Consider the following 15,904-nt stretch of genomic DNA (forward strand, 5'->3'; position numbering starts at 1 on the left):
GATAAAAGGATTTTTTCTTTTAAATTTAATACCATTTAAAAATTCAGAATAAGAATATTCCCCTATAAATTTCGGTGTATACCGTTATTTAACAAATTTGATTAAAATATTTACATACTTGGTAAATCAATTTCTACGCACCTTTACTAGGGATTCGTTAAAATTTTATTAAAAAAATTTCAATTAAGTTTTTTTAGATACTATTTGTTGCGAATTATATTTTTATATATTTGCTAACCTGTCAGCAAATAAGACTACTCATTTTGATAGTATCCTAATATAATTAGAATTAAATAAAGACTAATTAAATTAATGTTAGAAGCAAACAACTATAGCGAAAAATTATTGGTGAGTGAACTCAAAAATGGCAACGAAAAAGCATTTCGTAAACTTTTTGATTCGTACTATCAGGATATCTATGGTTATAGCATCAGTATTTTAAAGTCTAAAGAAGCTGCCGAAGAAAATGTTCAGGATGTATTTATGAAAGTTTGGCAAAATCGTGAAAACTTAAATCTCGAACAATCTTTTAAAGCATATATTTTCACAATCGCCCGAAATCGGGCTTTTAATTTCTTAAACAAAGCAGCAAATGAAGTGTTGCTTAAAGAAGAGATTTTTTATGAAAGCCAAAAATCACACGAACACGGCGATTATGCTATTCGCGAAGCCGATTGCAAAAAGCTTCGAAAAGAGGCCATGAAACAATTACCGCCAAAACGAAAGCAAATTTTTAAAATGTCCCGAAAGAAAGGCATGAGTTACGAAGAAATTAGTCAGGAACTCGGCATCTCTATAAATACAGTCAGGAACCAAATGAGCAAAGCATTAGAATCAATGCGAGTCTTTTTTCAAGTTCATGATGAAATTATCTAAACCAAAATACCCTTTAACCATCAAAATCACTCTTTTCGAGTGATTTTTTTTGTTTTAACCGCAAAGTTTTTGTCAGTTCGAGCGGAGTCGAGAACGACGTTTGTATTTTGCTCAATTTGGTTATTTCGACATTTGTGTCATTTCGACCGGAGGGAGAAATCACATTCAGAGAGCAACGAACCGTAAATCCGTTATGTGATTTCTCCCTCCGGTCGAAATGACACAAAAACTGCTCTTCTTTCTAAAAAAACTAAATTATTTTCAAAAAATATTTTAATCCAAAACCTCAACAAAATCAACACCTAACAAGATATTCCTTAATACTCAAATGTTAAAATTAAAAAATTTACAACGTTTGAGTAGTACTCAACTTCATTTCAACTGTATTATATCAGAACCCGAACTAAAATCAATTCGTAATGAATTCAAATTCTGAAATAAAAGACCTTTTACAAAAGTTTGTTTTAAACCAATGTACACCGGAAGAAATAAACGAAGTAATTGCCTATTACAAAAAAAATAAACTTACGGAAGATTTTCCTTCGGTAGAAGATGTTCAAAATCTTTTGGTCGAAATGCCGAAAATGAATCAACAAACGGCTAATGATATTTTTCTGAATATTTTATCTGCATCTAAAGAAAATGAAACTGTAATTGAAATTGCTCCTAAAAAATCAAATTTCAGAAAATACATTTCGATTGCTGCTTCAGTTGTTATTTTATTGGGAATTGGACTTTTCTACAAACAAAATAGCCTTAATAAAACAGCTGAACAAAAATTCGATTTTAAAAGCACAGACATTGTTCTGCAATTAGAAGACGGAAAGGTTCAGGTTATTTCTGAAGATAACTCTGTACAAGTATTAGACTCAAAAGGAAATGTAATTGGAAATCAGAAAGGTAATAAACTGGTTTACGAAAATAGCGGCGATTTAGAAAAAGTATCTTATAACACGATTAAAATTCCGTACGGTAAAAAATTTCAATTGCAATTGTCAGACGGAACTCTTGTTCACTTAAATGCAGGAACAACTTTAAAATATCCTGTGAAATTTATTGCAGGCGAAAACAGACAGGTTTATCTTGATGGAGAAGCATTTTTTGATGTTGCCAAAGATAAAAAACATCCTTTTATCGTGAATGCTGACAAACTGAATGTACGCGTTTTAGGAACGCATTTCAACGTTTCTAATTATCCTGAAGATGATGCTACAGATGTCGTTTTAGTAGAAGGATCTGTGGGAATGTACAACACAAACGAAGATTTTAATGCGGATAAAAACACGATTCTAAAACCGGGTTACAAAGGAAGCTTCAACAAGCAAAATGCTGCTATTTCTACCAAAGCGGTCATTACAGATATTTATACTTCATGGATTAATGGCGGACTTACTTTTAGAAACATGACTTTTAAAAATATCATTACAAAACTGGAAAGACGTTACAATGTGACGATTATAAACAAAAACGAAAAATTGGCAAACGAAAAATTCAATGCAAGTTTTGGTGATGAATCGATAGAAAAAGTAATGAGTTATTTTAATGACATTCATGGCATTAATTACACGATAAAAAACAATCAGATACTAATTAAATAACCACTTAACCAATGAAAAAATATGAGAAAATAAGATTACAGGAATAAAAAAAATCGGAAAGAGCTGCGAACAATTTCCGATTTACTAAGTGATTGAATATAACGAATTAACTACAATCAATTAACAAAATTATGAAAAAAAAATCTAAGAACATTGGGTTCCTATACTCTATGTTCCAAAATGACCTAAAATTGAAACTAACTACACTACTTATTTTGGTCGCCATGTTTAATATTAGAGGGAATACTTATGCCCAAAAAACAAAAGTAACCTTAGAATTAAACAATTCAACAATCGAGAAGGTTATTGAGACCATAGAGCAAAAAACAGATTTCAGGTTTATTTACAAACTGAATGACATCGACCTGGATCGAACGATTTCTATTTCTGTAAAAGATCAATCAATATATGTGGTTTTAGACAGGATTTTTAAAGGAACTCCAACCGAATTCAAAATTCGTGATACGCAGATTATCCTAAAAAAACCAGAACTAAAAACAGAAATTATTCAGTTCGAAAAACAAACCGTTTCCGGTATTATTACGGATGAAAATGGTTTGCCTTTACCCGGAGCCTCGGTTACTGAGGAAGGAACTAAAAATGGCATGGTGACAGATTTTGACGGAAAATATAAAATTACCGTTGAAAGCAGTACATCTGTGATCGTTGTGTCTTTTATAGGATACAAAGAGAAAAAAGTAACTGCCAATCAAAACATTATAAACATTCAACTTATTCCTGATGCTACAAACTTGCAGGAAATTGTAGTAGTTGGTTACGGTACAACAGCCAGAAAAGATGTTACAGGAGCCGTTTCTTCAATTGCTGCAAAAGACATGAATCAGGGCGCAATTGTAAATCCGTTACAATTGATTGCCGGTAAAGCTGCGGGAGTAAACATTACACAAATTGGAAGCGAGCCAGGTTCAGGGCCAAGTGTTCGTATTCGTGGTATTTCGTCATTAATTGGAGGAAATGATCCGCTTGTTGTTGTGGATGGAATTCAGGGAAATATGGATTTATTAAATCAGGTTCCACCCAGTGAAATTGAAAGTATAGATGTTTTAAAAGATGCTTCGGCTACTGCAGTTTACGGTTCAAGAGGAGCGCCGGGAGTTATCATCGTAACAACTAAAAAAAATAAAGCAGGAAAAACTACTATTGAATATATTGGCTCTACTTCTATCGATTTTATTCCGAAAAAACTAGATATGCTAGATGCTAACCAATGGTGGAATACTGCTCAGAGTGTTGGTGTTCCGGCATCTTCAAATCATGGTTCAGATACAGATTGGTATGGTCTTTTGACTCAAACCGGAATTACACAAACGCACACGTTATCATTTGGTGGAGGAACGGATAAATTTAGTTACAGAGCTTCTATAACTGCTATTTTGCAAGATGGAGTTGTAATTAATTCCAATAATCAAAAATATATTGGTCGTGTTCAGGCAACGCAATTGGCTCTTAATGACAAATTAAAACTGACTTTTAATTTAAATACTGGAGTAAATAATGTAACAGGAAGTATTGCCAAAATTGGCGCTGTTTCTTATCAGTCAAACCTAATTACAAATTCATTATTGGCCAGACCAACAGATCCGGTTTATAATACTGATGGAACTTATTTTACTGATTCAACTGTATTTCAATACTTAAATCCTTATGCCGCTGCGCAATCAGTAAAAAATGAAAAACAAGAAGATAATTTATTTGGAAGTTTAAAAGCCGATTTAGATTTGGGTAAAGGATTCTCTGCAAACTGGTTTGGAAGCTGGAGAAAAACAAATTCAACTCAAGGATATTTTTTGCCTGTATCATCAACAGAAGCTTCGGCAGTAGAGCAAAAAGGTTATGCTAATATCGATAATAAGAGACAAAACGAAAAATTAACCAATATTAGTCTTACTTATAAAAAAACCTTTGGAGTTCATAGTTTTAATGCATTGGCTTTATACGAATGGCAAAGTCAGACTTATCAGGGTAATTATGCTCAGGCAAGAGGTTTTATAAGTGATGAAGCTACCTACAATGCACTTCAGTTTGGTGATATGTCTAAAGTAAGACCCGGGGATTTAAAATCTTATAAAAATGACAGATCTTTAGTTTCTTATTTAGGAAGATTAAACTACTCTTTATTAGACCGTTATTTACTTACCGCAAGTATCAGACGAGATGGTTCATCCGTATTTGGTACAAACAACAAATGGGGAAATTTCCCTTCAGCATCTGTTGCGTGGCAAATCAACAAAGAGTCATTTATGACAAGCCAAACTTTGTTTAATGAATTAAAATTACGCGTAGGTTATGGTGAAACAGGAAATCAGCAAGGTCTTTATCCACAAACGTCATTACCATTAGTTGATAGCGCAGGAAACACTTATTTTGGAGGAGCTCTTATTACCAATTTTGGTATTTCTCAAAACGCAAATGCTGATTTGAAATGGGAAACTAAAAAACAAACCAATATCGGACTTGATTTTGCTCTTTTTGACAACCGATTAAGAGGTAGCGTAGATGTTTACGATTCTAAAACAGATAATCTGCTATTTAACTATACTGTACCTCAGCCACCTTATCCATACAAAGAAATAAAAGCCAATGTAGGAAGTATTTCGAACAAAGGTCTTGAAGTTGCACTTGCATATGACGTTATCAGAACCGAAAACAGCACGCTGACATTAGCAGGAAACGTATCCTTCATGAAAAATGAAGTACTTAATTTAAGCGGAAGTATTAATGGTATTCCTCTAAACACAGATTATGTAGGCTGGGGAGCTGCAAACTCTTACTTAGTGCAAGGAAAACCGGTTGGTGCATTTTATATTTTAGAACACACCGGCGTAAACGATAATGGTGTTGAAACAGTATTAGATCGTGACGGAAACGGTATAATTGATCAGGGTGTAAAAAGTCCGGATCGTCATTATGCAGGTTCAGCATTGCCAACGTACACATTTGCTTTCAATCCATCTTACCGCTACAAAAACTTTGATGCTTCGATGTTAGTAAGAGGTTCCGGAGGAAATAAAGTTTACAACGCATTGAATCAAAACTTAAGCATGCTTGAAAACACCGGTAAATCAAACATTTTAGAAAGCGCTGTAGACAAAGGAATTCACTCTTCTCCATACGGATCTGATTTATGGTTAGAAGATGGCTCATTCGTGCGTTTAGAAAATCTAACAGTAGGCTATACTTTCCGTTTTACTGATAAGTATATAGACAATGTTCGACTTTCTCTTACAGGAAACAATTTACTGCTAATTACAGATTACACAGGTGTAGATCCTGAATTGAACATAAGCGGAAGTGGTGATCCTAATGATAATTTCGGTGGAGATAGAGGAATTTATCCGCGTACCAGAAGTATTGCATTTGGTTTGACTGTAAAATTTAAATAGTAAAAAGAAATGAAAATTAAAAATATAGTAATAGCAGGAAGCGCATGTTTCCTTACACTTTTTAGCTGTACAGATATCAACGAAAATATATACGACAAATATCAGCCGGACAGCTTTTATGGAACTCCGGAAGGGGCAGATATTGCTCTTGCCAGTGTTTATGCAGAAATTCCCGGAGACTTTGTGCGCAATAATGTGCCGGGTGTTGGTTACGCAGGAGCAGATAACGGCTGGTATGACATGAACTGTATGTCATCAGATGAGCAGGTAATTCCGCATAGAAATACTGGTGACTGGCAACAAGATTTTGCCCGTTTGCACAAACATGAATGGCTGCCATCAGACTTTATTATTAATAATACATGGAACTGGTTATACAAATCTATTTTCAATGCCAATTTAGCCATTCAATTATTAGAAAAATCAAATGCAGAAGCTTCAAAAATTGCAGAAGCCAAAGTATTACGTGCTTTCTTTTATTACTTATTGATTGATGATTTTGGTGATGTTCCTTTTTTTACTGATAATGATATTACAGTAGATAAAATTCCGCAAGCAAAGCGTAAAGATGTTTATGATTTTATTGTAAAAGAAATCACTGAAAACGCAGATATGCTTTCTATAACAAAAGGAGGAAATTATTACGGAAGATTCAATAGATGGGCTGCTTATACATTACTGGCAAAAGTATATTTGAATGCAGAAGTATATACCGGAGTATCAAAATGGAACGAATGTTTAGCCGCTTGTAATAAAGTTAGCGAAGGTGGATATACGCTTCACTCAGGTGAAAAAAATGATGCCAGCCCATTAGGATATAAATATTATGAATTGTTCGGAGATGTACTTCCGGACGATGAAACTATCTTACCTATTTATGCAACTCTTGATGTCGTTTCCCGTAACATCTACGCAACTCGTAGTTTATACGGTCCGCATGCTAAAAATTTATTTGGATATGATGGCTGGAACGGAACTATTGTTCCTAAAGATTTCTTCCTGAAATATGATGCAAATGATATTCGAATAAAACAATTTTTAGTGGGAGAACAAACAGGCGGATTTAATTACACACTAGATGTTGCTTCTTTAGACAATCCCGGAGCTGCGCCTCAGGCTGGTGTTCGTAATGTAAAATTTTATCCTGCAACACCAAGAAGTGGCGGAGGAGCTTCAAACGATTTTCCAATTTTCAGATATGCTGATGTAATTTTAATGAAAGCAGAATGTAATGTTCGTTTAGGAAATCCAGGCGCAGCAAAACCTTTTATAGATCAAATCAGAGTACGTGCGGGATTAAACGGATTAGCCGCAAACCCAACGCTGGATGATGTTTACAACGAAAGAGGATTTGAATTAAACTGGGAAGGTCACAGAAGACAAGACATGATTCGTTTTGATAAATTTTTACTGGCAAGCGAGTTCAGGCCAGCATCTCCTGCTTATAGAAAATTGTTTCCAATTCCAACATCTGCTTTAGATGCAAACAGAGGATTAAAACAAAACGAGGGTTATTACTAAAAACAAAACTATCATGAAAAAATATATAAATAAATTACTCTTGCTAAGCGGCTTACTTTTTTTAGGTTCATCCTGCGAAAGTGACGGTCAATTAACATCTTTAAAAGAAGTAAGTTTTACATCTGCAATCGAAGTGTCAACAAGTACAATAGTACTTACAGAAGATACTGCAGATGATCAGGCTTTGCTTATTTCGTGGCCGGCAGTTACGTATCCAATTGCCGCACCCGTTACTTACGCCCTGCAATTTGATTTAGTTCCCGATATCAGCGGAAGTCAGGCATGGCAAAAAGCCAAACGAATTGAAGTTGGTGCTGATGTTTTAAGTAAAGCATTTTCAGATCAGGAATTAAACAAAATAGCAGCAGATTTAGGTCTTCCAATTGAGGTTGCGGGAAAATTAGCCGTTCGTGTAGAAGCGACAATGGATCATAGAACCTATTCAAATGTTGTTACATTAACTGTTACACCGTATGAAAGAAGCGTTGTTTTTGGCGAAATTTATATGCCTGGAGCATATCAGGGAGCCTGGAATATAGATACTGCTTTAGCTTTAACTGCAATTTCAAAAGGTGTTTACCAAGGTTATGTAACCGTTCTTCCTGGGTATGGTCCTGTATTTAAATTAAATACTGCCAGAGGCTGGGATCAATTCTATGGTGCGGGAGCTACAAACAATGACATGAAAAACATGAGCACTACAGATTTTGCACTTCCGGGAGAAGGCTCATATCAGGTAAAAGTAAATTTAAATACTTTAAAATGGAGTTCTGTTGCCTATTCGTGGGGAATTGTTGGTGACGGAACTGCCGGAAGCTGGAACACCAGCACACCAATGAACTATGATTATCAAACAAAAACCTGGAAAATAACAGCAGATTTAGTACCCGGAAATGTAAAATTCAGACTAAATAATGAATGGACAATTAACTACGGTTCTAAAAACACAACAGACGGAATTGCATATCTTGATGATCAGGGTGCACATTATGTTGGTGAAGCCGGTACTTATGAAATCACATTTCAAATAAACGATGTTGATCCTTCTGGTCTTGGATATCCTGCAACTGCAAATTATACTATTGTTAAAAAAGTAGTACAACCCTAATAAAATTAAAATCTGAAAATTAGTTTGGTTTGAGTAATTTCTGTCTTTCATTTCATACGTGAAAGGCAGGTTACTCTAACAAATGAAAACCGGGTTTATTAAAAACTAAAATTCAAAAAATATGAAATTCAATATAAACATCGTCTATTCATTACTCCTTACGCTTGCGTTTGTTTCGTGCAGTTCTTCAGATGACGATTCAAATACAAATCCTGCATATCCGCAATACGGTACTTCATTTGAAAAAATGCCAAATAAAGCCGATGCCATAATATATCAGGTAAATATTCGTGCTTTTAGTCAAGCCGGAACCTTAAAAGGTGTTCAGGACAGACTTACCCAAATTCAGGAATTAGGCGCAAATGTTATTTATTTAATGCCAATTTATCCTGTCGGAAAAATAAAAGCTTCGGGAGAATTAGGTTCACCTTACGCCGTACAAGATTATAAAGCCGTAAATCCAGATTTCGGTACTTTAGAAGATCTTCGCACTTTGGTCGATGAAGCACATAAAAAAAATATGGCTGTAGTTTTAGACTGGGTTGCCAATCATACTTCTTGGGATAATGCATGGATTACCGATCATAAAAATTGGTACCAACAAGACGACAAAGGAAACATTATTATTCCGCCAGGGACCAATTATACTGATGTAGCGCAATTAAATTTCAATAATGCTGAGATGAAAGCAGCCATGATCGATGCCATGTCATACTGGATTTACACAGCAAACGTAGATGGTTTTAGATGCGATTATGCTGATTTTGTTCCGCAAACCTTTTGGTCAGAAGCAATCACAAAACTAAGAAGCATCAAAAAAAATCAAACCATATTAATGTTAGCCGAAGGATCTAAAACAGACCATTTTGCTTCAGGTTTTGATTATACTTTTGGTTTCAATTTCTTCAGTACTTTAGAGAAAGTATTTAAAGAAAGTAAACCTGCAACTACAATTCAGGATTCGAACACGACGGAATATGCAAACAATTATAATCAGGAAAACAGAATTGTAAGATACACCAGCAATCATGATGTAAACTTTACAGATGGAACTCCATTGGAACTTTTTGGAGGTAAACAAGGATCTGTCGCAACTTTTGTAGTAGCAGCTTACATGAAATCTGTTCCGATGATTTACAACGGACAAGAAATTGGATATAACAAAAGACTAAATTATTTTGCCAAAACTCCAATCGACTGGTCTACTGCTGATGCCTCTGTATTAGCAGAATACAAAAAAATAATTGCTTTTAGAAACACCAGCAATGCCATCAAAAGAGGAACTTATACAGGATATAGCAATAATGTAGTAAGTGCTTTTACAATGGTAAAAGATGCTGAAAAAGTTCTTGTACTTTCTAATTTAACTAATAATGCTGCAAAATATCTTGTTTCTCCCGCCTTAAAAGGAACTTGGAAAGATGCTTTTACAGGAACAGCTGTAACGGTTGGTGCAGAAATAACATTAGAACCTTTTCAATATTTAGTATTGAAAAACTAATATAAAAGCACTTTAAAAAATTAGATTTGCAAAAAACTAAATAAACATGAATTTTCAATCCCACAAATCATTGCTTCAAATTCGTTTAGGCAAAAAAATCGCGTTGTGTCTTATTATCTGTGTCAATTTTGCATGGATTCAGGCGCAGGAAATAACTTCGCCTAATAAAAATCTTTCTTTAAAATTTGAATTAAAGGAAGGCGGAATCCCGTCTTACCAATTATCATATAAACAAAAAGCAGTTATAAAACCAAGTTCTTTGGGTTTAGAGCTTCAAAATTTGCCTTCGTTTTTGGATGGTTTTACCGTTACAAATACAGCACAATCTTCTGTTGATGAAAATTGGAATCCGGTTTTAGGTGAAGAAAAAACAATACGCAATAATTACAATGAATTAGTTGTCACTTTAGCGCAAGCAAAAAACAACAACAGATATATTCGCATTCGTTTCCGTTTATTCAACGACGGATTAGGTTTTAGATATGAATTTCCAAAGCAAAATGATTTGAATTATTTTGTAATTAAAGAAGAGCGTTCTGAATTTAATTTGGCAGGAAATCATAAAATCTTCTGGATTCCGGGAGATTATGATACCAACGAATATGCTTACACGACTTCGAAAATTTCTGAAGTTCCCTCGTTGATGAAAAAAGCGACTATCGAAATTAATGCGCAATGGCCAATCAAAGAATTATCTGTTCAAACGCCATCGATGATGAAATCTGATGACGGTTTATACATCAATATTCACGAAGCAGGTTTAATAAATTATCCTGCAATGTATCTTGAGTTGGATGCTGTAAATTATAAAATGCGCAGTCATTTAGCACCAGACGCTGTTGGCGCAAAAGGATATATGCAAACCGATGCACAATCGCCTTGGAGAACTATTGTAGTAAGCGATAAAGCAACAGATATTTTGGCTTCAAAACTAATTCTGAACCTCAACGAGCCAACAAGTTATAAAGATGTTTCATGGATAAAACCGGTAAAATACATCGGAATTTGGTGGGAATATTTTGTTGCCGGAAAAAGTACGTGGGCTTTCGGAAAAGAAAACAACGTAAAACTAACGGATGATTTTACAAAATTAACACCAAACGGAAAGCACGGAGCCACAACAGAACGCGCCAAAGAATATATTGATTTTGCTTCTAAAAATGGTTTTGATGCAATCCTTATCGAAGGATGGAACATTGGTTGGGAAGACTGGATTGGCAACTGGAAAGAAGAAGTTTTTGATTACGTAACTGCTTATCCTGATTTTGATGTAAAAGCAGTTCATGAATATGCCGCCTCAAAAGGTGTAAAAATTATCATGCACCACGAAACTTCAGGATCTGCTACGAATTACGAACGTCGTTTAGATCGTGCTTTTCAGTTTATGAATGACAACGGTTATGATGCTGTAAAAACAGGTTATGTAGGTCAGATTATTCCACGTGGTGAACATCATGACGGACAATGGATGGTGAATCATTACATTAACGTAGCAAAACGTGCCGCCGATTATAAAATCATGATTGATAGTCACGAAGCTGTTCGACCAACAGGTTTAAACAGAACTTTCCCAAACTGGATTGCTCAGGAATCTGCTCGTGGAACTGAGTTTGAATCTATGGGAGGATTAGCACCGGATCACACCACGATTTTGCCTTTTACCCGTTTAATGGGAGGTCCAATGGATTACACGCCTGGAATTTTTCAAACTGATCTTTCGTATTACGGAACCGGAAGTTCACAACGTGTCAACACCACTTTGGTAAAACAATTGGCGTATTATGTTACGATGTACAGTCCGTTGCAAATGGCGGCAGATATTCCGGGGAATTATGAGCGTTTTCCAGATGCGTTTCAGTTCATCAAAGATGTTGCTGTAGATTGGGACAACAGTTATATTCTTGAAGCTGAACCTGGAGATTATATCACAATTGCACGTAAAGCAAAAGGTAAAAACGAATGGTTTATTGGAGGAGTTACAGACGAGAACTCAAGAACAGCCAACATTATTTTTGACTATTTACCTGCCGGAAAAAATTTCATCGCCACAATTTATGCTGACGCAAAAGAAGCCAACTGGAACAAAAATCCGCAAAAATATACCGTTACCAAAGTTGTTGTAAACTCAAAAAGCAAATTGAAGCAATATCTAGCTCCGGGCGGTGGCGTTGCCATTAGCATCAAAGAAGCAAATCCATCAGAATTAAAGGGATTGAAAAAGTTATAGATTACTAAGTTTTTTTGCCACGAATTCACGAATTTTTCAAATTAAGATTTTAAAATAAATACTTAATTCGTGAATTCGTGGCAGAAACTTACGCTCATTTCTGAGCGAAAAATAAAATTTTACTACTTGAAAACTATTAACCACAAAATGTTTGTCAAATTTAAAACAATGCGAGTGAGAATGAATTTTAGTTAGAGATGCTGACAAGCATGCAAAAAACAAAAATTATGAAAATCAACATTACCACTAGATTTTTTCATATCACAAAAACATTAATTTGTTTTCTGATATTATTTGCAAGTTCCGTTTATGCACAAGATCCGCCTCAATACGGAACTCCATTTGCAGGCGTACCAGATACACGAGATGTAAACATGTATCAGGTTCATATTCGCCCGTTTAGTGCTAACGGAGATTTAGCCGGAGTAACCGCCCGATTAGACAATATAAAAGCACTCGGCACTAACGTTATTTATTTAATGCCTATTTACCCGCATGGTACCGATTCCAGAAGTTCGGCTTCGCCTTATTGCATTAAAGATTTTAAAGCGGTAGGATCAGAATATGGTTCGCTTTCAGATTTAAGAACTTTAGTTGATGGAGCGCATAGCCGTGGAATGGCGGTTATTTTAGATATTGCCATTAACGGAACTTCATGGGATAATGTCTGGACAGTTTCGCATCCGGAATATTATAAGCGAACCGGAACAACAATTCAGCAATTAGGAAACTTCTCTGATATTGCAGCGCTTGATCTTAATAGTTCAGCCACACGAGCAGCTATAAAAGATGCAATGCGTTACTGGATTTTCGCTGCCAACATTGACGGATACCGTTGCGATTATGCGAATAATCCACCTTTAGATTTTTGGTCAGAAGTGAATTCAAACCTTAGAGGTATTTCTTCTCATAATTTATTAATGTTGGCCGAAGGAGACAGACAAGAAAACTTTCAGGTTGGTTTCGACATGAATTATGGTGACAGATGGTTTCACAACGGTTTATATGATATTGCTGGTGGAGGACCTGTTTCTCAAAGGCTTCAGGATCAATCTACTTATGAATATGCTAAAGCAACTGGGAATCAGCAAATAGTTAGATACACTGGTAACCATGATACTTATACAAATGATGATGGCGTAAGAAGACCAATTATCGTATTCAAAAGCCACAATGGAGTTGTTGCTAATTTCTTAGTTTCGGCTTATATGAAAGGTGTTCCTTTTTTAATGAGCGGACAGGAAATCGACTACGAACCAAAAACAGACTGGCCTTGGACGAACTTTAAATTCAACTGGTCTCAAAATCCAACTGCGGCAGCAGATTTCGCCAAAATCTTAAACTTCAGAACCACAAGTGCAGCCATTAGACGTGGAGATTTAACCACGTATGCAAATGATGATATTAGCATTTTTACCAAAACATTGGGTACTGAAAAAGTAATCGTAATGTCGAATTTAAGAAATGCTTCAAAATCGTATATAATTCCGGCTGCTTTAGCAGGAACTTATGTAAATCCGTATAATAACAATGCTTCAGTAACTTTAACGACAGGTGCTACAAGAACATTTGCGGCTTATGAATATTTGGTTTTAACCAATACAAATGCACCGGTTGTAGCCGTTACAGGAGTTTCTGTAAGTCCAACAACAGTAACCGTAGGTTTAGGATCTACACAACAATTAAATCCAACAATTGCACCGGCAAATGCAACAAACCAAAACGTAACATGGACATCAAGTAATACAGCGGTTGCAACAGTAAATGCTTCAGGATTAGTTACAGCTGTTGCGGCAGGAACAACAACTATTACGGTTAAAACAGTTGACGGAAACAAAACAGCAACTTCGGCTGTAACTGTAGCGGCTATTCCTGTTTCTTCTGTAGCGGTTTCACCAACAACAGCAAGTTTGTATGCAGGAAATACACAACAACTTTCAGCGACAATTTCGCCAGCAAATGCAACTAATAAAACCGTTACCTGGTCTTCAAGTAATACTGCAATTGCAACCGTAAATTCAAGCGGACTTGTTAGTGCAATTTCAGCAGGAACGGCAAATATTACTGTAACAACACAAGACGGAAGTAAAACTGCAATTGCAACAATTACAGTAAATCCAAATACTAATTTCACCGTTTATTTCTATAAACCATCAAATTGGGGAACCGGAATTAAAATTTATTACTGGAGTGCTTTACCAGCAGGAGTTTTGGCAAATGCTACATGGCCGGGCGTAAACATGACCGATGCCGGAAATGGCTGGTACAGTTATACGTTTACAAATGTAACCTCAACTAATTTAATTTTTAATGATGGAACAAGTCAAACGGCCGATTTAAGCAGAAACAAAACAGGTTGGTATATGAATACAACTTGGTATGATTCGAATCCGGGAACTGTTGTTGCTGTTACAAGCGTAACTTTATCACCAACAACTTCAACGTTATTAGTTGGAGCAACACTGCAATTAATACCAACGGTTAATCCTTCAAACGCAACAAATAAAGCGGTTACTTATAGTTCAAGTAATACTGCTGTTGCAACTGTAAATACGTCTGGTTTAATAACTGCTGTCGCTGCGGGTTCTTCAACAATAACCGTTACAACCCAAGACGGAGCAAAAACGGCAACTTGTGCCGTTACGGTAAATGCATCAAATGTTGCCGTTACAAGTGTGAGTTTGAGTCCAAATTCAACATCATTAGCTGTTGGTGGAACACAACAATTAACACCAACTATTTTACCTTCAAATGCTACTAACAAATCTGTAAATTATAGTTCGAGCAATACAGCTGTTGCAACTGTAAATAGTTCAGGTTTGGTAACTGCTGTTGCAAACGGAATTGCAACTATTACGGTTACAACTGTTGATGGAAGTAAAACAAGTACAGCTTCTGTAACCGTTTCAACTGCAACGGGAACTTATTATACAATTAAAAACAGATGGACTGGCGCTTATTTATCTGATGCCGGAGCCAATGTTGGTTATGGAACAACGGTTGCAAACAACAATTATAAATGGCAAAAAATCGCTATTGATGCCACTTATTTTGTGCTAAAAAATGTAGCAACCGGCGAACTTATAAATATCGAAAGTCAAACCGGAAATGTTCAGTGTAATATTACAGATACGACTTTCTGGAGCGCACAATGGTCTAGCGATTATATTGACGGAACTTGGGTTCGCTTAAGAAACAGATGGCAATCTGGAAACATTATTCATGTTGAAAACCAAACGGGTTCTGCACAATATGGAAATTCTCAAGATGGCTGGTTTAGCGCACAATGGCAATTGGAAACTACTACGGTTGGAACAGGTAAATCGGCTATAAAAATTGAAGAAGTTTCAGAAACTGAAAAAGTAATCGGAATTTATCCTAATCCTTCAACAGATAATTTTAATGTTTTATTACCTGAATTAGAAACTGGAGATATCGCATCGATTACAGTTTCAAATATGAATGGAAGAACGGTTTTAACTGAAAAACTTTCAACTTCAGGACAAATTAATCATCATTTGTCTTCTGGAATTTATATTGTAACTATTAATTCTGCAGCTTTAAATGTTACTAAAAAACTGATCGTTAAATAATTCTATTTCTTTAGAAAAAAGTAAATGCCGTATGAGATTTTCATACGGCATTTTTTATTTTTTATTTTGCCACGAA

Annotated in this window: 8 protein-coding genes; all 8 read left to right on the top strand. The window is 35.5% G+C overall.

Annotated features, from left to right (window positions below; translation table 11 throughout):
- The first annotated feature begins 312 nt into the window (after positions 1-312).
- The 8 genes from GKZ86_RS12175 to GKZ86_RS12210 all read left to right on the top strand — a co-directional run bounded on the left by GKZ86_RS12175 (position 313) and on the right by GKZ86_RS12210 (position 15,828).
- Entirely contained in the window at positions 313-876 is a 564-nt protein-coding gene (locus GKZ86_RS12175) for an RNA polymerase sigma factor (protein ID WP_154783389.1), read from the top strand.
- A 419-nt stretch (positions 877-1,295) separates the two neighbouring features.
- Positions 1,296-2,474: a FecR family protein gene (locus GKZ86_RS12180; RefSeq protein WP_154783390.1), complete on the top strand. Its 1,179-nt coding sequence runs from the start codon at positions 1,296-1,298 to the stop codon at positions 2,472-2,474.
- 191 nt (positions 2,475-2,665) lie between these two features.
- Positions 2,666-5,878 carry a TonB-dependent receptor gene (locus GKZ86_RS12185; protein WP_228526521.1) on the top strand — a complete coding sequence of 1,071 codons (3,213 nt, stop codon included), beginning with the start codon at positions 2,666-2,668 and terminating at the stop codon, positions 5,876-5,878.
- Between the two features lie 9 nt (positions 5,879-5,887).
- A complete protein-coding gene (locus GKZ86_RS12190; RefSeq protein WP_154783392.1) occupies positions 5,888-7,399 on the top strand; it encodes a RagB/SusD family nutrient uptake outer membrane protein in 1,512 nt (503 codons plus the stop codon).
- Between the two features lie 13 nt (positions 7,400-7,412).
- The gene (locus GKZ86_RS12195; protein ID WP_154783393.1) at positions 7,413-8,507 is read left to right on the top strand and encodes a SusE domain-containing protein; all 1,095 of its coding nucleotides are present in this window, start codon (positions 7,413-7,415) and stop codon (positions 8,505-8,507) included.
- 121 nt (positions 8,508-8,628) lie between these two features.
- Positions 8,629-10,008: an alpha-amylase family glycosyl hydrolase gene (locus tag GKZ86_RS12200; protein ID WP_154783394.1), complete on the top strand. Its 1,380-nt coding sequence runs from the start codon at positions 8,629-8,631 to the stop codon at positions 10,006-10,008.
- A 46-nt stretch (positions 10,009-10,054) separates the two neighbouring features.
- Complete coding sequence (locus GKZ86_RS12205) at positions 10,055-12,235, top strand: glycoside hydrolase family 97 protein (protein ID WP_228526522.1); 2,181 nt, start codon at positions 10,055-10,057, stop codon at positions 12,233-12,235.
- A 227-nt stretch (positions 12,236-12,462) separates the two neighbouring features.
- Positions 12,463-15,828 (top strand): Ig-like domain-containing protein, encoded by a 3,366-nt coding sequence (locus tag GKZ86_RS12210; protein ID WP_194632430.1) that lies wholly within the window; start codon positions 12,463-12,465, stop codon positions 15,826-15,828.
- The last annotated feature ends 76 nt before the right edge of the window (positions 15,829-15,904 follow it).

This window comes from Flavobacterium sp. LC2016-13, assembly GCF_009707955.1.
Lineage (GTDB): Bacteria > Bacteroidota > Bacteroidia > Flavobacteriales > Flavobacteriaceae > Flavobacterium.

Excerpts from the sequence above, each read along its gene's own strand:
- GKZ86_RS12190 (WP_154783392.1), top strand. The coding sequence starts at position 5,888 with ATGAAAATTAAAAATATAGTAATAGCAGGAAGCGCATGTTTCCTTACA.
- GKZ86_RS12195 (WP_154783393.1), top strand. The coding sequence starts at position 7,413 with ATGAAAAAATATATAAATAAATTACTCTTGCTAAGCGGCTTACTTTTT.
- GKZ86_RS12180 (WP_154783390.1), top strand. The coding sequence starts at position 1,296 with ATGAATTCAAATTCTGAAATAAAAGACCTTTTACAAAAGTTTGTTTTA.
- GKZ86_RS12205 (WP_228526522.1), top strand. The coding sequence starts at position 10,055 with ATGAATTTTCAATCCCACAAATCATTGCTTCAAATTCGTTTAGGCAAA.
- GKZ86_RS12175 (WP_154783389.1), top strand. The coding sequence starts at position 313 with ATGTTAGAAGCAAACAACTATAGCGAAAAATTATTGGTGAGTGAACTC.
- GKZ86_RS12210 (WP_194632430.1), top strand. The coding sequence starts at position 12,463 with ATGAAAATCAACATTACCACTAGATTTTTTCATATCACAAAAACATTA.
- GKZ86_RS12200 (WP_154783394.1), top strand. The coding sequence starts at position 8,629 with ATGAAATTCAATATAAACATCGTCTATTCATTACTCCTTACGCTTGCG.